Origin of the sequence: Pyxidicoccus trucidator (assembly GCF_010894435.1) — a bacterium.
In the GTDB taxonomy this organism is placed as follows: Bacteria; Myxococcota; Myxococcia; order Myxococcales; family Myxococcaceae; genus Myxococcus; species Myxococcus trucidator.
Genome location: NZ_JAAIXZ010000001.1, coordinates 870,317 through 894,913, shown reverse-complemented (window position 1 = coordinate 894,913; position 24,597 = coordinate 870,317). Strand labels below are relative to the sequence as shown.

The 24,597-nt window shown below is 72.5% G+C and carries 19 protein-coding genes; 10 read left to right on the top strand and 9 right to left on the bottom strand.

Features of this window, described 5'->3' with window-relative positions; genetic code table 11:
- Positions 1-15: 15 nt before the first annotated feature.
- The 4 genes from G4D85_RS03785 to G4D85_RS03770 form a co-directional block, all read right to left on the bottom strand.
- Positions 16-2,871 (bottom strand): GspE/PulE/PilB domain-containing protein, encoded by a 2,856-nt coding sequence (locus G4D85_RS03785; protein WP_164007922.1) that lies wholly within the window; start codon positions 2,869-2,871, stop codon positions 16-18.
- A 52-nt stretch (positions 2,872-2,923) separates the two neighbouring features.
- Positions 2,924-4,081: an RDD family protein gene (locus tag G4D85_RS50185; RefSeq protein ID WP_275900265.1), complete on the bottom strand. Its 1,158-nt coding sequence runs from the start codon at positions 4,079-4,081 to the stop codon at positions 2,924-2,926.
- A 192-nt stretch (positions 4,082-4,273) separates the two neighbouring features.
- On the bottom strand, positions 4,274-4,540 hold the full coding sequence (locus G4D85_RS03775) for a GlsB/YeaQ/YmgE family stress response membrane protein (RefSeq protein WP_164007919.1): 267 nt from the start codon (positions 4,538-4,540) through the stop codon (positions 4,274-4,276).
- Positions 4,541-4,651: 111 nt separating this feature from the next.
- Positions 4,652-5,386, bottom strand: a complete 735-nt coding sequence (locus G4D85_RS03770; RefSeq protein WP_164007917.1) for a 16S rRNA (uracil(1498)-N(3))-methyltransferase — start codon at positions 5,384-5,386, stop codon at positions 4,652-4,654.
- Positions 5,387-5,569: 183 nt separating this feature from the next.
- Here G4D85_RS03770 and G4D85_RS03765 point away from each other — a divergent pair, with 183 nt between their 5' ends.
- The gene (locus G4D85_RS03765; RefSeq protein WP_164007915.1) at positions 5,570-6,565 is read left to right on the top strand and encodes an asparaginase; all 996 of its coding nucleotides are present in this window, start codon (positions 5,570-5,572) and stop codon (positions 6,563-6,565) included.
- 38 nt (positions 6,566-6,603) lie between these two features.
- Positions 6,604-7,929: an adenylate/guanylate cyclase domain-containing protein gene (locus G4D85_RS03760; RefSeq protein WP_164007913.1), complete on the top strand. Its 1,326-nt coding sequence runs from the start codon at positions 6,604-6,606 to the stop codon at positions 7,927-7,929.
- Positions 7,930-8,040: 111 nt separating this feature from the next.
- Here G4D85_RS03760 and G4D85_RS03755 read toward each other — a convergent pair whose 3' ends face one another.
- From G4D85_RS03755 to G4D85_RS03745, 3 genes are all read right to left on the bottom strand, one after another.
- On the bottom strand, positions 8,041-8,556 hold the full coding sequence (locus G4D85_RS03755; RefSeq protein ID WP_164007911.1) for a DUF962 domain-containing protein: 516 nt from the start codon (positions 8,554-8,556) through the stop codon (positions 8,041-8,043).
- An 11-nt stretch (positions 8,557-8,567) separates the two neighbouring features.
- Positions 8,568-9,056, bottom strand: coding sequence for an Mpo1 family 2-hydroxy fatty acid dioxygenase (locus tag G4D85_RS03750; protein WP_164007909.1), 489 nt, complete (start codon positions 9,054-9,056; stop codon positions 8,568-8,570).
- Between the two features lie 122 nt (positions 9,057-9,178).
- On the bottom strand, positions 9,179-10,177 hold the full coding sequence (locus G4D85_RS03745) for an AraC family transcriptional regulator (RefSeq protein WP_240359056.1): 999 nt from the start codon (positions 10,175-10,177) through the stop codon (positions 9,179-9,181).
- Positions 10,178-10,316: 139 nt separating this feature from the next.
- Here G4D85_RS03745 and G4D85_RS03740 point away from each other — a divergent pair, with 139 nt between their 5' ends.
- Entirely contained in the window at positions 10,317-11,441 is a 1,125-nt protein-coding gene (locus G4D85_RS03740) for a metal-dependent hydrolase (protein WP_164007905.1), read from the top strand.
- A 47-nt stretch (positions 11,442-11,488) separates the two neighbouring features.
- On the opposite strand, the gene G4D85_RS03735 is transcribed toward G4D85_RS03740, so the two are convergent.
- Positions 11,489-12,355: a 50S ribosomal protein L11 methyltransferase gene (locus tag G4D85_RS03735; RefSeq protein WP_164007903.1), complete on the bottom strand. Its 867-nt coding sequence runs from the start codon at positions 12,353-12,355 to the stop codon at positions 11,489-11,491.
- Between the two features lie 40 nt (positions 12,356-12,395).
- Between G4D85_RS03735 and G4D85_RS49155 the strand changes: the two genes are divergently transcribed.
- From G4D85_RS49155 to G4D85_RS03705, 7 genes are all read left to right on the top strand, one after another.
- Positions 12,396-12,758 carry a hypothetical protein gene (locus G4D85_RS49155; RefSeq protein WP_240359055.1) on the top strand — a complete coding sequence of 121 codons (363 nt, stop codon included), beginning with the start codon at positions 12,396-12,398 and terminating at the stop codon, positions 12,756-12,758.
- On the top strand, positions 12,755-13,702 hold the full coding sequence (locus G4D85_RS03730; RefSeq protein ID WP_240359054.1) for a hypothetical protein: 948 nt from the start codon (positions 12,755-12,757) through the stop codon (positions 13,700-13,702). Before G4D85_RS49155 ends, G4D85_RS03730 begins: the two co-directional genes overlap by 4 nt.
- A 265-nt stretch (positions 13,703-13,967) precedes the next feature.
- Complete coding sequence (locus tag G4D85_RS03725) at positions 13,968-14,735, top strand: pilus assembly FimT family protein (RefSeq protein ID WP_164007900.1); 768 nt, start codon at positions 13,968-13,970, stop codon at positions 14,733-14,735.
- A gap of 5 nt (positions 14,736-14,740) precedes the next feature.
- Positions 14,741-15,337, top strand: a complete 597-nt coding sequence (locus G4D85_RS03720; RefSeq protein ID WP_164007898.1) for a type IV pilus modification PilV family protein — start codon at positions 14,741-14,743, stop codon at positions 15,335-15,337.
- Positions 15,337-16,452: a PilW family protein gene (locus tag G4D85_RS03715; RefSeq protein ID WP_164007896.1), complete on the top strand. Its 1,116-nt coding sequence runs from the start codon at positions 15,337-15,339 to the stop codon at positions 16,450-16,452. The genes G4D85_RS03720 and G4D85_RS03715 overlap by 1 nt, the downstream gene beginning before the upstream one ends.
- Positions 16,453-16,455: 3 nt before the next feature.
- Complete coding sequence (locus G4D85_RS03710; RefSeq protein ID WP_164007894.1) at positions 16,456-16,977, top strand: hypothetical protein; 522 nt, start codon at positions 16,456-16,458, stop codon at positions 16,975-16,977.
- A gap of 60 nt (positions 16,978-17,037) precedes the next feature.
- On the top strand, positions 17,038-21,945 hold the full coding sequence (locus G4D85_RS03705; RefSeq protein ID WP_164007893.1) for a pilus assembly protein: 4,908 nt from the start codon (positions 17,038-17,040) through the stop codon (positions 21,943-21,945).
- A gap of 22 nt (positions 21,946-21,967) precedes the next feature.
- Here G4D85_RS03705 and G4D85_RS03700 read toward each other — a convergent pair whose 3' ends face one another.
- Entirely contained in the window at positions 21,968-24,571 is a 2,604-nt protein-coding gene (locus G4D85_RS03700) for a M16 family metallopeptidase (RefSeq protein ID WP_164007891.1), read from the bottom strand.
- Positions 24,572-24,597 lie beyond the last annotated feature (26 nt).

Genomic DNA, 24,597 nt, shown 5'->3' with positions numbered 1-24,597 from the left:
TCCTGGGACGGAGCCCTACAGCATGCCCAGCCGGCGCGCGTTGGCGGGGGCTACCGCAGAGGCTTCCCAGCGGCGCACCGCCACCTCGCGCTCGGCCTCGGGGGCGTCCGCGTAGTAGCCGAGCGTGTCGTTGAGGGCGCGGCTCAGCTCTTCAATCGCCGCCAGCCGCATGTCCAGCTCGCGGTGGCGCAGGGCGGTGATGAGCCAGTCCGCGCGGCGACGGCTGCGGTTCTCCGCCCACCACTGCGTCCACTGGCGCGGGCTCTGGCCGAAGGTCGCGCGCGTCACGTCGCGCAGCGCCTCGGCGGCGGCCTGGGCGCACATCTCGTCGTCGCTGCCGGTGAGCTGGATGAGGCCTTCCACCGCCTCCCGGTCATGCAGCGTGCCCAGGGCGCGCGCGGCCAGCGCACGGCGCATCGCGTCCCGGTTGCGCAGCTCCTGGCGCAGGTCGCGCAGGGCGGCGTCCAACCGGGGAAGCTGCTTGAGGGCGGAGGCGGCCACCCGCGCGGCGCTGTTGATGTCCGGCTCCAGGTCGAACAGGCCGCGCAGCACGCCGTCCACCAGCTCCACGTACGGCAGGTTGCCCGCCGTCAGCAGTGCGAAGTAGCGCGTGTCCGCGTCGTGCGAGTCCAGCAGCGGCGCCAGGGCATGCGCGGCGGGGCGGCCCAGCCGCGAGAGCGCGCCGGGAATGGGGCCCAGCTCGTCCGCCTCGGGCAGCTCCACCACGGGCAGGCGGCTCCACGCGGTGGGGCCGGGGAAGTGCTGCGCCAGCACCTTGGCGCTGGCCTCGGGCGAGCGCGCCAGCTCCGCCATGGCGTTGGAGCGCTGCGCGGCGTCCGGACCCGTGAGGCGCTTGAGCAGCGGCGTGAAGTCCGGCGGCGGGCGCTCCTCCTGCGACTGCGCGCGGGGCGGCAGCGCGGCGGCGCGGCCCATGGTGCCTCCGGCGCCCCGGCCGAAGAAGGGGCTCCAGCCCAGGCCCGCCACCACCGCGGGCGCGGGGGCTGGCAGCGCGGCGACCGGCACGTCCACGTCGATGGTCAACTCCTCCTCGTCCGGCGCGCGCAGCTCCGACAGGCGCTGCTTGCGGAAGAGGATGAGCTCCTGGAACGCGGCCGGCAGGTCCTGGCAGAACAGGATGTAGTCGGACAGGCGGCGCTGGCTGATGGGCTTCTGCCCGCAGTCACCGTAGAGGATGGCCACCAGCCGGCCCTTCACCTCCACCGGGTACAGGAAGACGGTGCGCGGCGTCTGCCGGCCGAACAGCTCCAGGTAGTGCCGGGTGAGGGCGTCCGGCGGCAGCGGGCCCGCGTAGCTGCCTCGGGTGACGGCCACCGTGCGGAAGACGCTGCTCGCGTCGAGCGGGACGGACACCTGCGTGAGCGGCTCGCCCGTCATGCCGTCGCCGCGAGCCTCCAGGCCCTGTGCGGCTCCGCGCACCACGGCGAAGGAGGCCACGTAGTCGAACGTGCGGCGGCCGAAGCGCAGCGCCACGTCGATGAGCCGGTCCCGGTCCTTGGTGGCTTCCTTCAGCGCGGCGCGGGCCTGGGTCAGCGTCCAGTCCGGCACGTCCTGTCCCACCGGCGCCTGCGGCGCGCGGGCCTCGGGCGCGGCGGGCTGCGGGCGCGGCGGAGCGCTGGGGTTGGGGAAGACGAGGAACGCGGGCTCTCCCGCGGGCGCGGGGCGTGGAGGAGGCGCGACGACAGGCCTCGCCGCCACCGGCGCGGCAGCGGGCTGGGCGTTGGCGGGCGGCCACACCTGGGGCGCAGCCGGAGCGGCGGCGGGCGCGGGCGGCCACACCTGGGGCGCAGCCGGAGCGGCGGGCCGTTGCTGGGGTGCGGCCGACGGCTGCGGTGCGCCGGGCTGCACCCCGTTGGAAGGCGCGCGAGCGGGGCCGGTGGCAGGAGCCGCCGAGGCGGGCTGCAACACCGCCGGGGCGCTTGTTGGAGGCGTGGCGGGCCGGGCCGCGGGCTGCGGGCCGCTGATGACAGGAGGGGTGGCCACCGCCGGAGGGGTGGCGGGACGGCTCGCGGGCGGCGGGGCCTGGATGGCGGGCGTCGCCGTGGGACGCGCCGCGGGCTGGGCGCTGGCGACGACGACGGGCGGCGCGGCCTTCGGCGCGGGAGGGGGCGGCGCCTGGGCCGGCTCGTCCTTCGGCATGTTCAGCCGCAGCGGTGCGCGGACGAAAGCCGGCGGGGCCGGGTTGGCCGCCTCGGGCGGAGGCGGAGGCGGGCGCTGCGGCTCGGGAGGCTTCGGCGCTGCGGCCTCGCGCGGCGTGGCTCGCACCTCGGTGGGAAGCGGCTCCTGCGCCACGGAGCGCGCCAGGCGCTCCACCATGTCCGCCGTGAGCGAGTCTTCCTGCGCGGCGGCCGGGGGCGGAGGAGGGGAGGTCGCGGCGCGCCGCTCGGGGTCCAGCGCGGCGGAGAGCTGGGCGAAGCGCGGCGCCAGCGGCTGGCGGTAGATGATGGAGACCCACTCGCGGATGCGCACCTCCGCGGCCACCCACAGCTCGAGCGGCTTGCCGAGCAGGAAGCCCACCTCGTCGAGCTCCTTCTTCGGCACCGGGTAGCCGCAGGCCACGTGCAGCGTGCTGCCGTCCAGCGACAGCGGCACCACGCACAGGCGCTCGGCGAGCTTCGGTGGGATGAAGGAGGCGACGTCCGGGTTGGGCTCGAAGTCCATCAGGTTCACCGGCCGGAAGCCGGAGACCTCGCCCAGCAGCGCGAGCACGTCGGCCTCACCGGCGACGCCCCGCTCCAACAACAGCGTGTCCAGGTGCCCGCCCTGTGCCTGGTGCTGGCGCAGCACCTCCCCCGCCTTCTCCTGGGAGAGAAGCATGCGCGAGACGAGAAGCTGGGCGAGGCGGGCGGGCATGTAGGACGCGGCATCTTACGGCCGCGGCCGCAAGGCACAATGAAACGGAGGGTCAGCTTGGTTGAACGACGAAGGTGGACGTCAGCTTGTCATGCAGTGTCTGCCCGCGTCGGTCGAAAAGCGCCATCCAGAAACCGCCCAGGAAGAGCACGAAGGACAGGCTGGAGAGCATCGCGCGCACGATGGCGCGACCCGGTGCCGGGGCCAGGCCATGCGTGTCCACGAGCCTCAGACCCAGGAGCAACCGGCCAAGCGTGCGCCCGTTCCACAGGAAGGCCGCCACCGCGCAGTACACGACGGCCAGGACCAGCACCAGGAAAAACCCGGGCAGCAGCACGGTATGGAGCGCGCGCAGCCACCCCACGAAGGCATCCAGGCCCGTCAGCCCGGCCTCGGGCGCCTTCGTCCCCGTCACCGACGAGGCGAGGGTGATGTAGAGCGCGGCCACGCCAGCGATGGCCGCCGTGTCGATGGTGAACGACAGCAGCCGGCGCCACAGCGAGGCCGGACGCGCGTGCACCTCGCCCTTGCTGGAGGCGGGCTGGGGCTTCGCCGTCGCCGCGGAGGGCGGAGCGCGGATCGCCTCGGCGCGCGCGATGCCGATGTTGGCGGTGGCGGCGGGTGTCGGCGGCAGGGACTCCATGCGCGGCAGACCCGACGGAGCCGGCGCCGCGGACTCCATCCGAGGCAGCCCCGCCGGAGCGGGCGCAGGGGCCGCGGCCGCCTCGGGCATCGGCGCCTGAGCGCGAGGTGCCGGAGCCGTGGGCGTGCCATAGGCGGGAGTCATCGGAGAGAACGCGGCCGGAGGCTGCGCCGCTCGCGGAGCCGCGGGAGGCTGCGCGACCTGCACGGGCGCCACGCGCGGAGCAACACCGGGAGGCGGAGGCTGCGCGGGGGCCATGCGGGGAGCGGCGGCCGGAGGCGCCGCGCGAGGAGCGGCCACGCCCGGGGGCTGCGCGGGCATGCGCGGCGCGGCGACACCCGGGGGGGCGGCCTGGGGTGCGGCGGCACGCGGCGCGGCGGGAGGCGGCAGCGGCGCGGCGAGCGGGGCCACCGACGGAGGCGCATGCGCGGCCTCGACGAAGGCTGGCTCCGCGGCGCGCTCGGCCGTGCGACGGTCAATCCGGATGTCCCGGTCGAGCAGGCTCGGCACCGGGGTGTCGTGCAGGGTACTGGCGCAGGAGGAGCAATCCCCCACGGGCGGAAGCATGGCACCGCACTTCAGGCACTTGGACAACGGGACTCCTCCGGCTTGGACGGCGCTACATGAAAAGACGTCCATGAGCGGGGAGCAAGAAAAGTGCGAGCCCCCGAGGTTCCTTGCTTGGGGAACCGTCAGGGGCTCGTCAACCGCTGGCTCAGCACGTCCCCTTGGGGACGTTCCGTGTGGGGGCATTCACCCCTAGGCATGGACGCGCCGACGTCCCGCTGCCCCGACCAACAAGAGTACGGCGATGGCGCCAATCACCGACATGATGATGCCCGCCGGATGGAGGTCGAAGAGCCGCCCGTCCCGCTGGAAGAGCGAGCCAATCAGACCGCCGACGAGAGAACCGACCATGCCCAGCAGCGTCGTGGCCACCAGACCCATGCTCTGCCGTCCCGGAAGGATGGCGCGGGCGATGAGACCCGCGATGAGGCCGATGACGATGAATGCGATGATCCCCATGAGTGTCTCTCCTAGGTTGAGGGACCGCATGAGGTCCCGGACGGCAGAAACCTAGGAATCACCATCCAACATTGGGAACCCGCTCAGCCCGGGCGTACGCCTGACCGCCTGCTACCCGAGTTCCCCGTCCAGGTGCATCATCACCGCAAGGGCCGCCAGCGCCGCCGTCTCCGTACGGAGAATGCGCTTGCCCAGGGTGACGTTGCGCGCACCGATTTTCCGGAGCTCTTCGACTTCCTCGCGAGCGAGCCCTCCCTCGGGGCCCACCACCAGCGCCACCGGCGTGCCCGGGCCCGCGGCGCGGAAGGCCTCGCCCAGCGGCACGGCGGACTCCTCCTCGTCGAGCACCAGCAGCACCGTGCCGGGGGGCAGCGCGCGCGCCGCGTCCAGCAGCGCACGCGGGGTCTCCACGCGGGGCACGTCGTCACGGCGGCACTGACGCGAGGCCTCCTCGACAATCTTCGTCCAGCGCGCGGTGCGCTCCTCGGCGCGCTTCGGCTCCAGCTTCACCACGCTGCGCGCGGTGGCCACCGGATAGAACGCGGTGGCGCCCAGCTCCGTGCCCTTCTGCAGCACCAGCTCCAGCTTGTCTCCCTTGGGCAGTCCCTGCAGCACGCCCACCGCGCGGCGCGGAGGGGCCACGCGCGCGGTGCCGAGCGACACGCGCACGGCCTCCTCGCCCACGCTCGCGACACGGGCCTCGAAGGCGCGGCCCTGGCCGTCGAAGACCTCCAGCGCGTCGCCTGGCGCCAGCCGCAGGACATGGAGGAGGTAGTGGCGGCGTTCTCCGGTCAGGTCCACGTCGGTGGGGGCGGGGTCGGGCAACGGGACGAAGAGGCGGAGCACGGCGGCTTTCTCCAGCGGGGCGGGCTCGGACGTCCCGCGTCAGGGGGGCGCGACTTCAACAGCAAGCCGGCGCCGTGCGCCAGCGCCAGCCACTTATCCCCTGGGCCAGGGCAGACAGGCGGACTGTCCGGGCGTGGGAGGGGGCCGCGCAAAGCGGCGCCGGTCCTGCTATGGCGCCCTGCCATGTCGACGCTCACCATCGAGACCACCCGCTCGGGCCTCGTCGAGTCCGTCCATGCCGTGTCCGTTGCCGTGGTGGACACGGAGGGCGCGCTCGTCGCGCAAGCCGGGGACCCGGAGCGCTTCACCTACTGGCGCTCGGCCGCCAAGCCCTTCCAGGCGATGCCGCTCGTGCAGGACGGCGTGGCGCAGCGCTACGGCTTCGGCTCGCGCGAGCTGGCGCTGGCGTGTGGTTCGCACTCCAGCGAGCCGGTGCACCGGGCGCTGGCCGCGTCCATGCTGCGCGCCTGTGGCTGTGAGGAGCACCAGTTGGCCTGTGGCCCGCATCCGCCGCTGTCCCAGGCGGTGGCGGACGAGGCGCTGCGCGCGGGTGTCGTCATCACCCCACGCTGGAGCAACTGCTCGGGCAAGCACGCCGGCATGCTCGCGCTCGCGCGCCACCACGGCTGGCCCACCCAGGGTTACGAGCGCGCCGGCCACCCCGTGCAGGAGCGCGCCCTCGCGGAGGTGATGCGCTGGACGGGGCAGTCGCGCGACGCGCTGCGCCTGGGCGTGGACGGGTACACGGCGGTGTGCTTCGGCCTGTCCCTGCGCGCCATGGCCACCTCCTATGCGCGCTTCGGCGCCTCGTCGGAGCCGGCGGCGCGGCGGCTGCGCGAGGCCATGGTGGCGCACCCGGAGCTGGTGGCGGGCACGGGACGGCCCTGCACGGACATCATGTCGGCGGCGCGGGGCGCGGTGGTGGCCAAGGTGGGGGCGGAGGGCATCTACTGCGCGGCGCTGCCGGCGCTGGGGCTGGGTGTGGCGCTGAAGGTCGAGGACGGGGACATGCGCTGCTCGCCTCCCGCGCTGCTCTCGGTGCTCCGGCAGGTAGGCGAGCGGCGGGGGCTCTCGCTGCCCATCTCGGAGTTGAGGCAACATGCGGAGCCGGTGCTGCGCACCACCCGAGGCGAGCCCGTGGGCGAGCTGCGGGCCACCGGCGCGCTTCGCTTCCACTGAAGCCCCTACCTCGGACGAACCCGGAGGAACACGTCACCATGCGCCGACGCGACAAGGGCCAGGGCCGGGACACCACGGTGGCGCGCTTCGCGCTGGCTCGGGCCAACGAGGAGATGGTGCTGGCGGACAGTTCGCTCCGAGGCGAGCGCCGCGTGTCCGTCGTCCGCCTGACGGTGTTGTGCCTGATATTTGTCAGCCAGGGCGGCCTCGCGAAGGTGAGCCCGGACCCCTCCAGGCTGGACCTGGACCTGGACCTGAAGCGCCTGCTGTTCTTCGGCGCCTATGCGGTGTTCGCCCTCGGTGCCTTCTTGGTGCTGCGCGCCGAGAGGCCCCACGCCAAGCGGGCCCGGTGGGCTCCGCTGCCGACAACGCTGGTGGACACCGGCTTCTACTCCTTCATGGCTCGGTATGCCTGGGACCGCACGGGCCACTTCGACGCGGGGATGCTGGCGGCCAGTCTGGGAATGGTGCTGGCCTTCTCGGTGGCTCGCTACTCGGGGCTGCACGTGCTGCTGTCCACGGCGCTGTCGTCCGCCGCGTACTCGCTGGTAGCGGTGCATACGGGGCAAGGCTCGTTGTCGCGAGTCAGCTTCGTCGTCTTCTGCTACGTGGCCCTGGGCACGCTCATCGCCATGACGAACGCGGAGGTGAGCGGCATGTTCCTCAACCTGCGCCGCCGCGATGGACTCTCGCGCTTCCTGCCGAAGCAGGTGGTGGAGCGGGTGATGCAGCTCGGGGACGCGCCGCTGCAGCCGGTGCAGCGCGAGGTCACCATCCTCTTCAGCGACATCCGGGACTTCACCTCGCTGAGCGAGACGCTCCAGCCGCGGCAGGTGCTGGAATTGCTGGACGACTACTTCGGGCACATGACCCACATCGTCCTGGCGCGCGATGGCATCGTGAACAAGTTCCTGGGCGACGGGATGCTGGCGTGCTGGGGTGTGCCGGACGACCGCGAGGACCACGCGGAGCTGGCCATGCGAGCGGCGCTCGACATGCGCGCGAAGCTGGAGGAAATCAACGCGCACCGGGAGCAGCACGGCCAGCCCCGGCTGCGCATCGGAATCGGCCTGCACACCGGCGTGGTGGCGGCGGGCATGCTCGGGGGCGCCGAGCAGCACGAGTACACCGTCATCGGCGACGCGGTGAACCTGGCGTCGCGCGTGGAGGGCCTCACCAAGGCGCACGGCGTGGACATCCTGGTGAGCGAGAGCACCTGGCGGAAGGGCGGTGGCCGCTTCTCCGGCGAGCGCCTGGGCGAGACGCACGTGAAGGGCCGGCGCGAGGCGGTGGTCGTCTATGCGCTCGACGGCCGGCTCCCCGCGGATGCGGTGCCGTCCGTCCAGGCCGCTACCGGGACGTAGGCGGCGGGCCCGCGAGTCGCTTCCACGGGCCTGCTTCAGTCCGTCACGCCGAACGTCTGCCGGGGCGCGGGCCTCTTCCACACGGGTGGAGGAGGCCCCCTCTTCAGTCCGTCACACCGCCAGCCGGGCCACGGGCGCGCCGCCCGCCGTCACCCGGGCGTGCAGCTCGCGCTTCAGCCCCAGGGCGAACAGGGCGAGCGTGAGCAGGTACACCGGCTCGATGAAGAAGAGCAGCGGTCCGCCCAGGGACAGGCCGTGGGTCTTCTTCTCGAAGACGACGTGCGCGCCGACGACGAGCGCGAAGCGCACCACCATGACACCCACGGCCACGGAGGCGGCCGTGCTCCCGGGCAGGGCCGCCACGGCGCTGGCGGCGGCGAGCGTGGGCACCAGGGGCAGGGCCATCAGCAGCCCCGCCGTCCACTCCAGGGCGATGGCGTAGAGGGCCACTGCCACCACCAGCGCATGCGCGGCGGTGAGCTCCATGCCTCCCACCGGCAAGCGCACGAGGCTCAGTGGCACCAGCAGGGAGAAGCTGAACAGGTACGCGCCCACGAAGTGCACGGCGCGGCTGACGCCGTTCTCGTGCAGGGGCATCCAAGCGCGCAGCTTGTCGGCGAAGCTCATGGGCGCGGCGCTCAGGCGCGGACCGGGGCCGCGGCCGGCTGCTGGGGCTTGAGGACGTAGTCACCCATGAGCACCGCGACGAAGAAGAGCGGGCCCACCAGCGCGTGCACGAGGTTGGTGAGGAACGAGGGCGACTTCTTCTCCCAGACGCTGTGGCCGGCGAGCTGGACGAGCCAGCCGAATACGGCGATGGCCACCACGCTCCACGTGGGCAGCATCCGGCCCAGCGGGAAGCACGCGGCCATGAAGGCGATGACGACGAGGCCCAGCTTCACGTCGGCCCGCAGGTACCAGATGGCGGACGTCGCCAGCGATACCATGCCCAGCGTCAGCACTCCTCCCGGGAGCACCGGCACGGCCACCAGGTGCACCCAGTCCAGCATCGTGACGATGTGCAGGACGATGAGGGGGATGGCGATCTTGTGCGTGAGGCGGTTGGTGGGGTGCTGGTGCGAGGAATAGTACTCGTCGAAGAGGGCGACCACCTGGGGCTTGAGCATGCGTCCTCCGGGGAAGGGAAGTTGGAGCCCGGTGACGGTATGGGAAGTCGCGCCAGGTTTCCTGGCCGGACGCGCCAAACTCCTGGCAGCGGACGCCAGACTCCGTGGGTTGGGGGCCGGGCTCAGCCGCCCTCGCCGCCCTCGCGCCAGACGCGGGGCGTCATTCCCGTCCAGCGCTTGAAGGCGCGGTCGAAGGTGCTCAGCTCGGAGTAGCCCAGGAGGAAGGCCACCTGGCTGACGCCCAGGTGCGCGTCCTTGAGGTACTGGAAGGCCAGCTCACGGCGCACCGTGTCGACCTCGTCCTGGAAGGACGTGCCGTGCTCGGTGAGGCGGCGCTGGAGGGTGCGGAGACTGACGTGGAGCCCCTTCGCCACGTCGCCCACCTGGGGTGTTCCTTCCCGGAGGGCGGCGCGGATGACCTCGCGCACGCGCTGGACGAAGTCGGGCGCCGGGGGACTGGCGGGCGGGGTGGCGGCGGGGGGCGCTCCGGCCGCGCGCTCCAGCACGGAGAGGAGGACGGGGTCGGCGCCCACCACGGGCAGCTCCAGGGTGGCCGCGTCCAGGGTGAGCGCGTTGCGGCCTCCGCCGAATTCCGGGGTGACGCCGAAGTGCTCCACCAGGGGGCGGAGGTCCGCCGGGGCGGGGTGGGCGAAGACGATGGCGCGCGGGCGCCAGGGGCGCTCGGTGAGCTGGCGGCCCACGTGGACGAAGAGGGCGAGGCCGTACTCGCTGGCGTGGCGGCCGTAGGCCAGGGGCTCGCCGGGGATGCCGTAGGCGAAGGTGCCGCTCCCGTCGGCGGCGTCGTGGAAGGACGCCAGCCACGCGGGCTCCAGCAGCGCCATGTAGCGGGCCAGGGCGCGGAAGGTGTCGCGCACCGTGGGCGAGGCCCGGGCGATGTACTCCACGAGGCCATAGGTGCCGCGCGGCACGCGTTGGGCAACGTGCAGGCCGAGGAACGCGTCGCCGGAGAGGGTCTCCGCGGCGTCGAGGAAGGCGTGCAGCGTGGCGAGCGGGAGGCTGAGCTCGGGCAGGAACGCGGCGTTGGCGGGGAACCCGAAGCGCTCCACCAGCGGGGACGGGTCGTGCCCCGTCGCACGCAGGTATGCGAGCAGCGGACCCACGAGCTGGGACCGGACCTCGGCCGGGGGCCTGGAAGGGGGCGGCGTCTCCACGCGGGGCGGGACGCTACCCCGTCCCGGGGGCGTTCACGAGGGCAGGCTATAGTCACGGCCCCTCGCCTCACGGGAGTGCTTCGCGTCCATGGACAACCTGGCCCACTCGCTCGTCGGTGCGTGGATGGCGGAGGCGGGGCTGAAGCGCACCACGCCGCTGGCCACCGCGACGCTGGTCATCGGCGCCAACCTTCCGGACGTGGATGCCGTCTTCGCCTTCGGGGGCACGGACGTGTCGCTCTACTGGCGCCGGGGCTGGACGCACGGCGTGCTCGCGCTGAGCCTGTGGCCCTTCGTGCTCACGGGGCTCATGCTGCTCTGGGACAGGTACGTCCGCAGGCGCAGGCACCCGGACCTGCCGCCCGCGCGCTTCGGCCCGCTGCTCGTGTGCTCGGTGCTGTCCGTGCTCAGTCACCCCGCGCTGGACTGGCTCAACACATACGGCGTGCGCCTGCTGATGCCCTTCGACGGGACGTGGTTCTACGGCGACACGCTCTTCATCGTCGACCCGTGGGTGTGGCTCCTCGCCGGTGCGTCCGTCATCATGGCGGATGCGCGTACGCGCCGCTCGGCCGCGGGCTGGCTGATACTGGGCGCGGCCACCACCGCGCTCGTCACCATCCCTGACTTCGTGCCGTGGCCCGCCAAGGCGCTGTGGAGCGTGGGCGTGGTGGCCATCCTCTGGCTGCGACTGCGGGCCTCGCACACCCTGTCCGCGCAGCGCGTGGCCACGGTGTGCGGCGTGGCGCTTGTCCTCTACCTGGGCGCCATCCTGCTGGGCTCGCAGGTGGCGGCGCCGGGAGCGCAGGCGTGGCTGCGCGCGCAGAACCTGCCCGTGGAGCGCACCATCGCCGGCCCGATTCCCGCGAATCCCTTCGTGCGGGACATCATCGCCCTGACGCCGGACCGCTATCACTTCGTCAGCGCGAACTTCCTGGCCGGGGAAGCAGACCGCTTCCGCTTCACCGACGCGAGCCAGCCGAGAGATACGCAACCCGGCCCCGTCATCCAGGCCGCCCTGGCCACGCCGGAGCTTCGCGGCCTCGCGAACTGGCTGCGCCTGCCGACCTATCAAGTCGCGGAGACGGCGGACGGCTGGCGCGTCCGCATCAATGACGTGCGCTACTCCCGCATGCAGAGCGGTGGGCTGGGCTCCGCCGTGGTGGAGCTGGACCGCGAGCTGCGGCCCGTGCGGGTACGGACCCGGGAGTAGGGCACCGTCCCTCGATGCCGGAGGGACGGTGACACCGCGCCGCGCCCTCAGCGCTTCAAGTCGATGCGCACCCACTCGCCCTGGGCGTCGCCGGGCAGCACGGTGAGGCCCTGGTTGCGGTAGGCCGCCTCCACGTCCGCGCGCTGGTGCGCGAGCACGCCCGCGAGCACCAGCCGGTCCTTCACCTTGGCCACAATCAGCGGCGCCAGCTCGATGAGCGTGTTGGCCAGGATGTTGGCCAGCACCAGGTCGAAGGTGCCGTCCACCAGCGTCAGCTCCTTCCCCGACACGTCGATGTCCGGCGTCCCGTTGTCCGTCAGGTTCTCCTGGGCCAGCTCCACGGAGATGGGGTCATTGTCCGTGGCCACCACCCGGCCCGCGCCCAGCTTCTTCGCGGCGATGGCCAGCACGCCCGTGCCGGTGCCCACGTCCAGCACGCTCGCGCCGGGGTGGTCCTTCATGTAGGCGTCCACCGCCGCCAGGCACAGCGCCGTCGTCGGGTGGTCTCCGGTGCCGAAGGCCATCTTCGGCTCAATCACCAGCCGCACCGCGTCCGCCGGCGCGTTCGCCACGTCCCACGGCGGCCCCACCCACAGCCGGCCCACGTGCACGGACTTGATGAGCGACTTCCACTGGTTGCTCCAGTCCTGCTGCGGCTGCTCCTCCAGCCCCACGCGGGCGGCGGGGAAGGACTCCTCCACCTGGGCCTGGGCGGCCTCGGCCGTCTCCCGGTCCTCGAAGTAGCCGATGACGATGGCCTCGCCCGGCTTCGGACCGCGCACGCCCGGCATGAGGGGCGCCTCGCGGTCCCTCACCTCGAGGCCCAGCGCGCCCGACTCATGGATGAGGTCCTGTACGGACTCGGACGCTTCCTCGGGCAACTCCACTGTGAGTGACAGATAGGTCTGGGACATGCGGGCCGTTTAATCCTCCCGTGTCTAGCGTGGAAGCGCCGTGAGATACCTTCGTTTCCTGGGACCCCTGGTCTTCCTGTCCGCCTGCTCCGGCCCCGCCGCGCCGGACGCGGCGGTGTGTCAGGATGTCGTCATCCGGCTGTGCCAGACAGCCTCCTGTCCCGGCGTGGGGACGGAGCTCGCCCCGGGCACCGACTGCGTGCTCTCCCTCCAGGAGCGCACCGGCTGTGGGGGGGTGGACTTCACCTTCACCTCGCCCACGCGAGAGCGGTTCCTGGACTGCCGCGAGCTGCTGCTGAGCAACGGCACCTCCACCGAGCAGCCGCCGGCATGTGACGACACCCTCCGCTTCCTCTTCGAGTGCCCGGACGTGGCGGGCTTCTTCCAGGGAGGTCAGCCATGAAGCGGCTCGGCGTGGCGGTGCTCGTCCTCGCGGTGGGCTGCGCGCCCCTGGACGTGGAGCGGCGCACCGAGCGCGGCCCGGTGGTGCGCACCTACACCCAGGAGAAGACGCTGGGCGAGCGCCTGCCCTTCGCGGACATACGGGTCCAGTGGCCCCAGCTCTCCGTCAGCTTCACCACGGCGGACATCTGCCGCACCGAGCACCACGAGGAGTACGCCGAGGAGGTCATCTCCACCCGCTACTCGCAGGGCGCGGCGGCGGCCGTGAGCTTCGGCGGCATCCTCACCGCGGTGGGCGGGGGCCTGCTGCTGGGGCGCTCGCTCTTCTCGGACTCGCCGGACCGGAGCGCCATCGACCGCGAGGGCCACTATGGCGCCTCCAGTCGCGAGGTGGCCACGGGGTGGGGCGCGGCGCTGACCATCCTCGGCGTGCCCGCGCTGGTGACGGGCCTCGTCATGCTCAGCCGGAGCGGCGAGGACCGCGAGACGCGCAAGGCGGATGAGATGGTGGCCCTGCGCGAGGTGCCCTGCCAGGCGAAGCCCTCGGACGGCGTGGTGGAGCTGGCCGGTGGCAGCGGTCCGCCGCCCCAGCCCCGCCTGACGTCCAATGGCACGCTGGTGCTCACCGCGGACGAGGTGCGAGACCTGTCCTTCACCGGCCTGCTGCTGGACGGCACCCCCGTCATCCTCAAGGAGGATGAGCAGGCCCGGCTGGAGACGTTCCGCACCTGCGCCACGTTGCTGGCCGCGCCGGTGGACCCGGAGGCATTGGCCCGCGAGGCGAAGAGCCACCCGGAGCGGCTGCGCATGAAGCGGGACCTCGCGCGCGCCTGCACCACGCTTCCCGGCGCTCCGGTCGGTCCGCTGCTGGAGGCCATCGACGCGGCCGTCGGTGGTGGGGACGCGCCTGCCTCCGGGACGACACCCGCGTCGACGCCGGGTTGACACCCGCTCCTCCCGCGCCACGGGACACAGTTCGCTAATCCACGCACCTGCCCTCCGGTACGGCGTTCAACCGGAAGCGCGTGTCCACCGTTTATTCCGGGCGAGGCGGTTGGCGGCGGCGAGCGGGCTCGTACGCAGCATGTGCGAGGGCCACGCAAGACTCACAGCTCGGGGGGCTGGGGCGGGGGCGTCGGCGTGACGTGCTCGAAGAAGGTTCCTGTCTCCCGCAGCGGATTCGCGGCTGTCCAGCCGTTGCGGAGTGCCGATGCGACGTCGTTCAGGGGGATTCTCGCTCGTCGAGGTGGTGGTCGTCCTCTCCATCCTCTCCATCCTCGTCAGCCTGTCCGTCATGGCGCTGGGTGTGCTGCCCGCGCGGGCTCGGATGTCCGGTGGAGTGCTGGAGCTGAACGCCGCGCTGTCCGCGGCCCGCTCCCACAGCCTGGGTCGCGGGGTGCGCACCGCGGTGCTCATCGACACCGCGGAAGGTGCGTCGGGGACGGACGTGCGCATCCGCTACTGGACGGTGGTGGACCCGTGGTTCCTGCTGGATGAGGCCATGGCGGCGAGCCCGCGCTGGAGCACTCCGGAGGAGCTGCTGCCGCCGCTGCCGGTACCGCCCGGCGTCGGGTTCCGCGTGCTGTCCTCGGGCCGCTTCGGCGAGTCCGTGCGGCTGGCGCCCTCGGGCTTCCGCTCGCTGGTGAGTCCTCCCATCCAGCCGGCCTGTGTCGACGCGCGGGCGCCCGCGGTGGAGCTGTCGTCGGGCACCATGGATGGCTCCTGGGCCTTTCCGCCTCCGTTCTGCCAGGTGCCCGACAACGCGCCCTGCACCTTCTGCTCGCTGGCCGGCGGCACGGTGCGTGGCGCCATCTTCTTCGAGCCGGACGGGCGCGTGGCGCTCCTGAATGCACAGGGCCAGGAGGACGCGCGCGGCGCGGGCTCCATCGTCTTCAGAGGGAGCGAAGGGGACGCCGAGGTGCGCGCCCTCGTGCTGCTGGACACCGGCTTGTTCCGCTCCTTCGAGGGGAGCCCGTGAACGCCATGCGCCCCTCCCACCCACGCCGCCGGGCCGCCGGCTTCACGCTCATCGAGGCGATGGTCGCCTCCGTCGTCTTCATGCTGGGGATGACGGGCCTGCTCGGCGCCATCATCCAGGCCCGCACCTCCACCGCCAGCGCCCGCCGGCACGTGCATGCGGTGGCGGTGGCCACGGACCTCGTCGCGCAGGTGCAGCTCTGGGCGTATGACGACGCGCGGCTGGTGCCCTCGGACTCGCCGTGCGCGGACGACCCCACCGACGGGGCCGGCGTGCTGCTGGATTCGAACGCTCCCGGCCATGCGGCCTTCCTCGCCTGCGCCCATGGCGAGACGCAGCTTCGCTCGCAGCCCTGGCACGGCCTGTCGGAGTCGGACTTCCCCGTGGGCGACGGCCAGTGGGACCGCTACCGGCGCTACTTCGTCGTCAGCGAGGTGGACGCGGACGGGCGCCCGGTGCCCGGGGTGCTGGCGCACTCGGGGGCGCGCAAGGTCGTCTGGGTGCTGGTGACGTGGAGCGAGGGCGGCACCGTCCGCCGCGTCACCAGCCAGGCCATCAAGTTCAACCCGGTGTCGCTCACGGGCATCAGTGGGGGGCGGTGATGCGCTCACGGCGAGGCTTCACGTTGATGGAGATGTTGGTGGGCACCACGGTGGCCATGCTCACCGTGACGGCGGTGGCCGCGGCCTTCATCGCCTTCACCCGGAACGTCTACACGCAGGAGGGCATCCGCGGAGGACAGGCCGGCCTGCGCTCGGCCCTCCATGATTTGACGCGGCAGCTCCGCATGGCGGGCTACGGCCTGGAGCCCGCGTATGCCTTCGGCGTGCCGGACGGCTGGGCGGGCTCGGGGCCCAATGCCTCGGACCGGCTGGTGGTGCGCTCGCGGGACTTGATGTTCAGCGCCGCCGTGTTGCACGAGGGCGCCTCCACTGGCGGAGTCCGCGTGGCGTCGCTGCCGGTGTCGCTGCGCCGGGGACAGGTGCTCCAGGTCGTCTGTCCGGGCGCCATGCGCTGGGGCTACGCGCGGCTGTCCGAGGACGTGGCCGCCGCCAACGGCCCGACGATGCTCTCGCTGGAGCGGCCCACCGGCACCTTCCCGGACCTGGGCGCGGTGTTCGACGAGCCCTGCTTCGACGGCGCGCCCGGGCTGCCCGCCCGCGTCTTCAAGGTGGACGTGCACGACTACTCCGTGCAGCTGGTGGACGAGGACAGCGACCCGGCCACGCCGGAGCGGCCCTATCTCTTCCGCGCTCATGGCCTGGGCATGAGGCCGGACGCACTGGGCGAGCCGGTGGCCGAGGGCATCGAGTCCCTGCGCGTCACCTTCCTGCGGGAGAGCGGCGAGGCCTTCGTCCCCCGGTGGAACGTGGCCCACCCGCCGCCCGAGTACGAGACGCCGACGGGCTCGCCCCTGCGCCGCAACGACAACCCGGCCAACGTGCGCGCGGTGCGGCTGCGGCTGGTGGCGCGCGCCACGCGGGCGGACTCCGTGCTGCGCGAGGCGGGGCTGGAGGCCAACATCCCCTCGCTGCCCGGCGAGACGACGCTGCCCGCGCCGGCCGGCTACCGGCGCTTCCTCTACGAGACGACCGTCCTGCCCCGCAACCTCCGCTCCACGGAGCTGCCGATGCCGTCCTACTCCCAGGACACCACCACTCCCGGCGCGTGCTCGGGCCGTCTGCCCGCCGACGGGCTCCTCTGTGCTGGAGGCTGAACCATGAAGAACACACCCGTGCGCTCCCCCCGGGGCGCGGTGCTGCTGCTGGTGGTGGTGCTGCTGGCCGTGGTGACGGTGCTGGCGCTGGCCGCCATCGGCTTCTCCGGCTCCGAGCGCGGCGCGGCCAGCAGCTTCCGCTCCAGCGAGGAGCTGGTGGCCTGCGCCGACGCCGGCCGCCAGTACCTCCTGTCGCGCTTCCGGCTCATCGGCAGCTCACCCACGCAGCTCACACCCACGGACCAGCGGCTGGACCTGGCGGGCCTGCCCGGGTGCGACGGCGGTGTGTCCGGAGATGACGTGCGCTGCATCCGCAGCGGACACCTGGGCGAGTCAGCCTCCGTCAGTGGCGTGAGGCTGGTGCCCCAGGTGACGCACGGCCGTCGCTCCAGCGCGAGAGACCTCACCAACGTCGTCGCCCCCACGTCCAGCCTCGGCGGACAGACCTACCAGGTCATCGTCCACTGCGTGGACGCCCGGGGCGCGGAGAGCGAGGTCGAGTTCACCCTCCGCTTCGGCCTGTAGCCCCGTCCGGCACGGCGTCGCCGTCCGGTCCCCATTCCTTCCCCACGCAGGAGCTTCCCCATGCGCCTGTCTCCCCTGTTCCGTCGTCATGCCCCGCGCCGTCGCGCCGCCCTCGTGGGTGGCCTGACCGGGGCCGCCGTCCTCCTCACCGCCGGGCTCGCCCTCTCCGGGGCCATGGACCCACCGCCCCTCGCCGCCTGCTGCACCGGCCCGCTGGCCATGGGAGACGCGATGCTTCAGCCTCCCTCCGGCGCCGACAAGGACTTCTTCGAGGCGCAGACGCGCCCGCCCGCCGCCATCTTCCTGCTCGGCAACAACGCCAGCATGCAGGACTTCCACACGCCGCTGCCGGAGCCGGAGGCCATTCCCACCGTCACCGGCTGCGCGGACCCGAACCTGCGCGCGGGCATGGCCTGGTTCGACCTCGCGTCCCCGGAGGCGCGCATCAACGGCTCGCGCGTCTTCGACCCGGACGCGGCGCTGGGGGCGGGGCGCGGCTTCTTCGACCCGGACCGGTACTACCTGTCCTACGGCACGCGGCTGCCACTGCAGCGGCTCGGCAACGGAGACAACACGGGGGACTCGACGACGGCGTACACGGTGCTGCGCAACTTCGAGGGCACCCTGGGCAGCGACCAGCCCGAGGCCGCCTGCGGCCGCTTCTGGTCGGGGGACGCGGCGAAGCGGGCGGCCTGCGCGGCCTGCCTGCGCACCGTGGGCTGGTATCGCGGCGAGAAGGACAACGGAGGCCGCCGCCGCTGGGTGCTCAGCGGACGCGTGCTCAACGTGCGTCCGCCCAAGTTCGTCACCGCGCGCAAGGTGCTGAAGGACGTCATCAACACCGTGCCGGACTTGCGCATGGGCGTGGCCACCTTCAGCCACAGCGATGACCTGTTCGACCCCGCGTGGCTCCTGCGCCCGCTGCGGCCTTCGTGCGACAGGTCCTGGCCCCTGTTCTCCGAGGCGGACCTGGGGCGCGCCGGGCTGGTGACGGCCGTCAACGCGGTGGAGTTCATCAACAGCGAGCGCTCCATCGGCGAGTCCCTCTACAGCCTCGGGGCGTACTTCTCCTCGCAGCGGCAGGACGACGTCTGGGCGCGCTGGTTCACCAACCCCCTGGGCTCGACGGCGGGCTACCCGGGTGAGCCGAGCGGCACGCGCGATGACAGGGACGGCCGCGGCAACACGTGGGCGCGCAAGACGTACGACTTCACCCACCTGGGCGGCAACTACGAGGACCCGCTGCCGCTGGAGGGGCCCGGCGACCAGAAGTCCGTGTGCGCCGCGTGCCAGGCCAGCGCCGTCATCGTCCTGTCCGACGGCCGCCCGGACAACGACAACACCGTGCCCGTCTTCAAGATGCTGCGGCTGCTGGTGGACGCGGGCGCGAAGCACCCGGACGGCACCCCGCTGACCTTCAACCCCGGCGTGGATGGCAACCCGGGTGGGGTGAACTACTGCGACCGGTACGGCGTCACCAAGGAGGACTGCGACTACTTCCTCGACCTGGATGGCGACGGCCTGGACGACGACGACAGCGGCCCCAAGGGAGGCGATGCCCACAACCGCAACTACATGGACGACGTCGCCTTCTTCCTCGCCAACATGGACCTGCGCGGAGACCTGGACGGCGTGCAGTCGGTGCGCACGTACACCATCGGCTACGGTGACAACAGCCCCATGCTCCGCAGCATGGCGCGGGCGGGCGGCGGCCACTTCTACCGCGCGGACGAGCCCGGCCAGCTCCGCGACGCGCTGATGACCGCCATCGGCGACCTGCGCGAGACGGCCACCTCGTTCTCCTCCGCCAGCATCGCCAGCGTGCAGGCCGGCAGCGCCCAGACGTCCGCGTACGTGCCGCGCTTCATCCCCCGCAAGGGCCAGCCCTACGAGGGCCACCTGTACCGCTTCTACTTCTATGGCGAGTTCGCCCAGGGCTGTGACGCGGCCCGCGCGCGCACCCAGGACGGGGACCCGCTGGACCTCAATGAGGACGGCGACTGCGATGACTCCTTCTACCTGGACCGGCCGGCGGGCTTCACGCCGGGGACTGGCCGGGTGCCGCAGCCCACCGCCTTCACGCGGAACAACATCGTCGAGGAGAACGTCTCCGGCGAGTGGGTGAAGGCCGCTACCGCGCGCCGCAACAGCGCGGGCCGGCTGGAGGGCGGCGACGCGGCGGTGCCCTTCTGGGATTTGGCGGAGACGCTCGGCCGCCGCAGCGCCTCCGCGCCGTGCGAGCAGCTCGGCAGCCCCGGCACGCCCGTCCGCGAGTCGGGGGGGCGCTGCGTCTTCACCATGAAGGACCGGGACGGCAACGGGCGCCTGGACCAGGAGGACAACCCGCCGGTGCCGTTCGACGTGCAGCACGCGGAGGAGCTGCGCCCGCTGCTGCTGTCGGGCGGGGACACCGTCTGCTCGGACGTCTTCGCGCGGCTGGACAGGGTGTGGACGGGCGGCGCGGCCGAGGAAGCCGAGTGCGCCCGCGCTGTCATCCGCTTCGTCCGGGGGCAGGATGTCTTCGACGCGGACGGAGACAGGGACCGCGACGAGGACCGGCCCTGCGTCGGGGACAGCAGCCGCTCCTGCAAGCTGGGGGACATCTTCCACTCGTCGCCCATCCTGGTGGAGCCGCCCGCGGAGCCCTTCCTGTGCGACCTCGGCCTGGCCCCGCAGTGCCTGCGCACGCTGTACGCGGACTACGTGCAGGAGGGCACGCCGCCCACGTCGGAGCCGCTGTGTACAGGCGGCAGCTCCGTGAAGCCCTGCTACCAGGCCACGCCCATGCAGCCGCCGCTGCGCCTGGCCGAGGGGAGCTATGGCGCGTATGGCGAGTACCTCCAGGAGCAGGGCCGCAGGGACCGCTTCCTGCTGGTGGGCTCCAACGGCGGCATGCTGCACGCGGTGCACGCGGGGCGGGCCATCGACTCGCGGGAGCGCGGCAGCGCGCTGGACGACCTCTACGATTTGGGCACCGGCCAGGAGCTGTGGGCCTTCATCCCTCCGGACCTGCTGCCCAAGCTGGGGCTGCTCATCCGGGGGCACGAGTACATGGTGGACGGCACCCCCATGGTGCGTGACGTCTGGGTGGACGGGCTCGACGACAATCACGTGGGCAGCAACGAGGGGAAGGGCCGGGGCGACGGCAGGAAGCAGCCGGCGGAGTTCCGCACCCTGGCCGTCATCACCGAGCGGGGTGGGGGACAGCGCTACAGCGCGCTCGACGTCACGGACCCGTATGCGCTGCTGGGCAATGTGAGCGGAGCGGCCGGGCCCTTCCGCTGGATGTTTCCCCAGGCGTGTGACCCGGAAGCGGCCCGCATGGGGCAGGGGTGGATGAGCTTCGCGCCCAAGCCGCCGCCCATCGGCCCGGTGCGGCTGAAGAGCGCCAGCGAGGCGCGCGGCTGGGAGGAACGCTGGGCCGTCTTCATCAACGGTGGCTACAGCGCGGACCTCACCCGGGGCCGCGGCCTGTACGTGCTGGACGCGTGGACGGGGCAGAAAATCTGGACGTTCACCGGGGATGCGCTGATGCCCGTGGCCGCCGCGCCCGCGCTGGTGGACGTGGGCAAGGCGCTGGACATCAAGGCGGACCAGGACGGCTTCTTCGACACGGTGGTGGTGGGCGACCTGGGCGGGCAGGTGTGGACGTTCCGCCTCTTCGAGCCCGGGGATGACGCCAGCGGCACCGTGACGAACTGGCACGGCGCGCGGACCTTCGAAGTCGCGCGTGGCCAGCCCGCCCACCAGAAGACGCCCTTCTTCAGCATCGCCTCCAACACGCTCCAGCCGGAGACGGGCTGGCTGCGCACGTACCTGGGCACGGGAGACCGGCAGCACCTGCGGGACACGGAGGGCGAGGCGTGCGGGCCGGACAACCTGCTGGCCTGCATCCGGATGAAGTGCGACGTCTCCCTCACCCTGGATGGCGCGGTGGCCGGCGTGTCGCGCACCCACGTGCTCGAGTACTCCGGCGGTGTGCTCAACCGGAGCCAGGACCTGACGGCGGGCACGCCGGTGAACGTGTGCGCCCCGGGCAAGCTGGAGCTGACGCGGCTGTCCATCGACTGCAACGGCGGGGCGCTGGGCGCGGGCAGCTACAGGTACCCGCCCAACGACAGCGTGCCGTCGGGCTCACGGAGCGAGTGCACGTTGGAGGCGGGCCGGTGGAGTTGCGAGACGCAGCGGCTGGCCTCCGGCAGCAAGGGGAGTCTGGGGCTGAGCAACGAGGACCGGAGCGTGGTGCCGCGCAACACCTACGTGGGCTTCTACAACTACGGAGGGGCGCGCGTCTTCTCGGACCGGGCCTCCGCGGAGGCCCTGGACCTGCGGCGCTGGACGGACTCGGATGACGCCTGCCCCACCGGCCAGAACTGCGGCCTGCGAGACGTCACCGTCCCACAGGGCGTGCTGCGGGCGCGCCGGCTGCCGGATGGCTCGCTCCAGAGCTACGTCACACCGGAGGCGCTGGCCCTGCTGCCGCGCGCGTCCACCACGGCCGGGGGCTGGTACCTGCGCTATGGGGGGCTGGACGAGAAGACGGCCGCGGGCTCCAGCATCCTCGGCGGCATCGTCTTCTGGTCGTCCTTCGCCCCGCCGGTGTCGGTGCCCGGGGACTGCAGGATGACGGGCGCGGGCGACCTGGGCCGCTCGTGGCAGATGGACATCATCACCGGCTGGCCGGACCAGGCGGAGAGCTTCAAGCTCTTCGACGACGACGGGAATCTGGTGGGCTACATGCCCTTCAAGACGCGCGAGGTGCTGTCACCGCCCGCGGAGCCGGCCAGCGTCATCACCCTCTCGCGGACGGGCGCCATCCGCTACACCACGCTGGACACGGGCGTGGGCAAGTCCCCCACGCAGGAGACGCTGCGGGAGAACACGGACCCCGCCTCGGACATCTCCTGGGTGGAGGTGCCGCGCAGCGTCCACGTCTGCCGCCACGTGGACGCGCGCGCCTGCAAGTAGGCTCTGGAGCCCGACAGCGTTCCTACGGGCCCACCACGGTGAGCGCGCTGCGGTTGAAGTCGATGACCCGGCGCGCCACCTCCTGGACCTCCTTCGACGTCACCGCGGCCACGTGGTCCGCATAGTGGAGGAAGTTGTCCAGGCCCAGGCCGTAGCAGGTGTCCATGGCCAGCAGCCCCGCGCGGGCGCCGTTGCGCTGCAGGCCAATCTCATGCGTGCCGATGAGGTGCTGCTTCGCCCGCGCCAGCTCCTCCTCGGGGATGGGCTCGTCGCGCACGCGCTCCAGCTCCGCGCGGATGCCGGCCAGCGCCGCGTCCACCTTCTCCGGGCTGGTGCCCATGTAGACGGCGAAGTAGCCCGGGTCCACGCCTTCAATCGCGAACGAGCTGACGCTGTAGGCCATGGAGCGCTTGTCGCGCAGCTCCACGAAGAGGCGCCCGCCCTGGCCGGAGAGCACCGTGGAGAGCACCTCAAGCGCGTGCCGCCACGGGTCTCCCACGCGCGCGCCCGGGAAGCCGAGCACCAGGTGGGACTGGGCGCGGGCCAGCGACTGCTTCTCCTGACGGGGCGCCTCGAGAGGCGGCTCGACGGGAACCTTGGGCGGCGGGGCGGCCTTCCCGCGCGAGGCGCCGAAGTACTCGCGCGCCAGGGCGAGCACCTCGTCCACCTTCACGTCGCCCACCACGGTGAGCGTGAGCTGGGACGGGTCCATGTACGCCGCGTGCCACGCGCGCAGCTTCTCCGGCGTCAGCGCCTCCACCGAGGCCTGCTCGCCCAGGGACGGCATGCGGTACGGGTGCGTGCGGTACATCGTCTTGCCGAAGAGGTCGAAGGCCACGCTGGCCGGCTTGTCCTCGCGGGTGAGGATGTCCTGGAGCAGCAGCGTGCGCTCGCGCGCCACCTCCACCTCGGGGAAGGAGGGGTTGAGGAGGCAGTCCGCGAAGAGGCGAAAGGCCGGCTCGAAGTGGCGCGAGAGGAACTCGCCGCGCAGGCCCACCGAGTTGCGCCCGCCCTGGCCGCCCAGGCTGCCGGCATACGCGTCGATGGCCTGGGAGATGTCCTCCGCGTCATGGGACGGCGTGCCGCGCGTGAGGCAGCGGGTGAGCAGGGTGGTGAGGCCATTGTCGGCGGGCGTCTCGTAGCGCAGGCCGCCGGCGAAGGCGGCGCGCATGGCGAACAGCGGCACCGCCGGCTCCACGCGCACCACCAGCGTCGCGCCCGAGGGCAGCTTCTCCTGGATGATGTCGCTGGGGCCGGAGGCCGACGCCTTGGCGATGCGCATGGGCGGCTCGCCCGCGGGCGTCTTGCGCGCCTTGCGCTCGGGCGGGGCGGCGGCCGGCTCGCGGGCCACGCGGTCCAGCAGCTCGTTCACCTGCGCCTCGGTGAAGTCCGTGCCCGCGGGCAGCAGGCCGGTGATGATGGCGCGGTCGAAGCGCAGGTAGCGCTCCGCGGCCGAGCGCAGGTGCTCGGGCGTCAGGCCGCGCACCGCCTCGTAGTAGCGCGCCTCCGCCTCCAGGCTGCCCATGCCGGACTGGTAGAAGCCCATCTTCCGGGCCACGCCCTGCACCGTCTCGCGCTGGTACACGGCCTCCGCCTCCACCAGCGCCTTGGCCGTGGACAGCTCGTCCGCGGACACCGGCGTCACGCGCAGGGTGGACAGCACCCGCGCCGCCTCTTCGATGGCCCGGGCCGCGTGCCCCGGCTGCGTCGTCAGCGACACGGAGAACAGGCCCGGGTCCCTGGGCGTGTAGGCGAAGCAGTGGACGTCGTTGGCCAGGTTGTGCCGGCGCTTCACCTCGCGCACCAGCCGGGACGCGTCGCCCTGGCCGGCAATCATCGCCAGCACGTCCAGCGCGGGCGTGTCCGCGTGGTCCGCCTGGGGGATGCCGAAGGACAGGTGCAGCCACGCCTCCTTCACGTCATCCGGGCGCAGCAGCACGCGGCGGCCGGAGGGGACGGGCTCGTCCGGGCGCTTCACCCCGCCCTCGTACGGGCGGCCCCAGTCCCCGCCGAAGATGTCCTCCACCCACTCGCGCAGCTCCGACTCGCGCAGGTCTCCGGACACGGAGAGCACCAGGTTCTTCGGCGTGTAGTGCCGGTGGTAGAACTCCAGCACCTTCTCCCGCGTGAAGCTCCGCACGCTCTGCTCGGTGCCGATGACGGGCAGCTTGTAGGGGTGCACCTGGTAGGCGGTGGAGAAGAGGTCGCGCGAGGCGCGCCGGGAGGGCGTGTCCTGGCTGCGCTTGATTTCCTCGCACACCACCTCGATTTCGCGGGCCAGCTCGTCCGCGTCGAAGGAGGAGCGCCGCACCGCGTCGCCCAGGATGTCCAGGCCCGTCCGGGCGAACTGGCTGGCGATGACGATGTGGTAGACGGTCTGGTCGTAGGACGTCCAGGCGTTGATTTCGCCGCCATGGGACTCGACGTCGCGGGCGATTTCACCGGGGCCCCGGCGCTCGGTGCCCTTGAAGAGCATGTGCTCGTGGAGGTGGGCCAGCCCGGCCTGGTCCGGTCGCTCATCGGCGCTTCCGGCCTTGACCCAGACCTGGAAGGCCGCGACCTTGGCGGCGTGCTGTTCCTCGAAGACGACGGTGAGACCGTTGGGAAGCGCGTAGCGGATGGCCATAAGGAACGTTCGAAGCTGTCACCGGC

What these genes read in the sequence shown, in the direction of transcription:
- G4D85_RS03700 (WP_164007891.1), bottom strand. Translation starts at nt 24,571, where the DNA reads ATGGCCATCCGCTACGCGCTTCCCAACGGTCTCACCGTCGTCTTCGAG.
- G4D85_RS03750 (WP_164007909.1), bottom strand. Translation starts at nt 9,056, where the DNA reads ATGCTCAAGCCCCAGGTGGTCGCCCTCTTCGACGAGTACTATTCCTCG.
- G4D85_RS03725 (WP_164007900.1), top strand. Translation starts at nt 13,968, where the DNA reads ATGCGACGTCGTTCAGGGGGATTCTCGCTCGTCGAGGTGGTGGTCGTC.
- G4D85_RS03720 (WP_164007898.1), top strand. Translation starts at nt 14,741, where the DNA reads ATGCGCCCCTCCCACCCACGCCGCCGGGCCGCCGGCTTCACGCTCATC.
- G4D85_RS03710 (WP_164007894.1), top strand. Translation starts at nt 16,456, where the DNA reads ATGAAGAACACACCCGTGCGCTCCCCCCGGGGCGCGGTGCTGCTGCTG.
- G4D85_RS03760 (WP_164007913.1), top strand. Translation starts at nt 6,604, where the DNA reads ATGCGCCGACGCGACAAGGGCCAGGGCCGGGACACCACGGTGGCGCGC.
- G4D85_RS50185 (WP_275900265.1), bottom strand. Translation starts at nt 4,081, where the DNA reads ATGCTTCCGCCCGTGGGGGATTGCTCCTCCTGCGCCAGTACCCTGCAC.
- G4D85_RS03740 (WP_164007905.1), top strand. Translation starts at nt 10,317, where the DNA reads ATGGACAACCTGGCCCACTCGCTCGTCGGTGCGTGGATGGCGGAGGCG.
- G4D85_RS03705 (WP_164007893.1), top strand. Translation starts at nt 17,038, where the DNA reads ATGCGCCTGTCTCCCCTGTTCCGTCGTCATGCCCCGCGCCGTCGCGCC.
- G4D85_RS03775 (WP_164007919.1), bottom strand. Translation starts at nt 4,540, where the DNA reads ATGGGGATCATCGCATTCATCGTCATCGGCCTCATCGCGGGTCTCATC.
- G4D85_RS03785 (WP_164007922.1), bottom strand. Translation starts at nt 2,871, where the DNA reads ATGCCCGCCCGCCTCGCCCAGCTTCTCGTCTCGCGCATGCTTCTCTCC.
- G4D85_RS03730 (WP_240359054.1), top strand. Translation starts at nt 12,755, where the DNA reads ATGAAGCGGCTCGGCGTGGCGGTGCTCGTCCTCGCGGTGGGCTGCGCG.
- G4D85_RS03755 (WP_164007911.1), bottom strand. Translation starts at nt 8,556, where the DNA reads ATGAGCTTCGCCGACAAGCTGCGCGCTTGGATGCCCCTGCACGAGAAC.
- G4D85_RS03765 (WP_164007915.1), top strand. Translation starts at nt 5,570, where the DNA reads ATGTCGACGCTCACCATCGAGACCACCCGCTCGGGCCTCGTCGAGTCC.
- G4D85_RS03715 (WP_164007896.1), top strand. Translation starts at nt 15,337, where the DNA reads ATGCGCTCACGGCGAGGCTTCACGTTGATGGAGATGTTGGTGGGCACC.
- G4D85_RS03735 (WP_164007903.1), bottom strand. Translation starts at nt 12,355, where the DNA reads ATGTCCCAGACCTATCTGTCACTCACAGTGGAGTTGCCCGAGGAAGCG.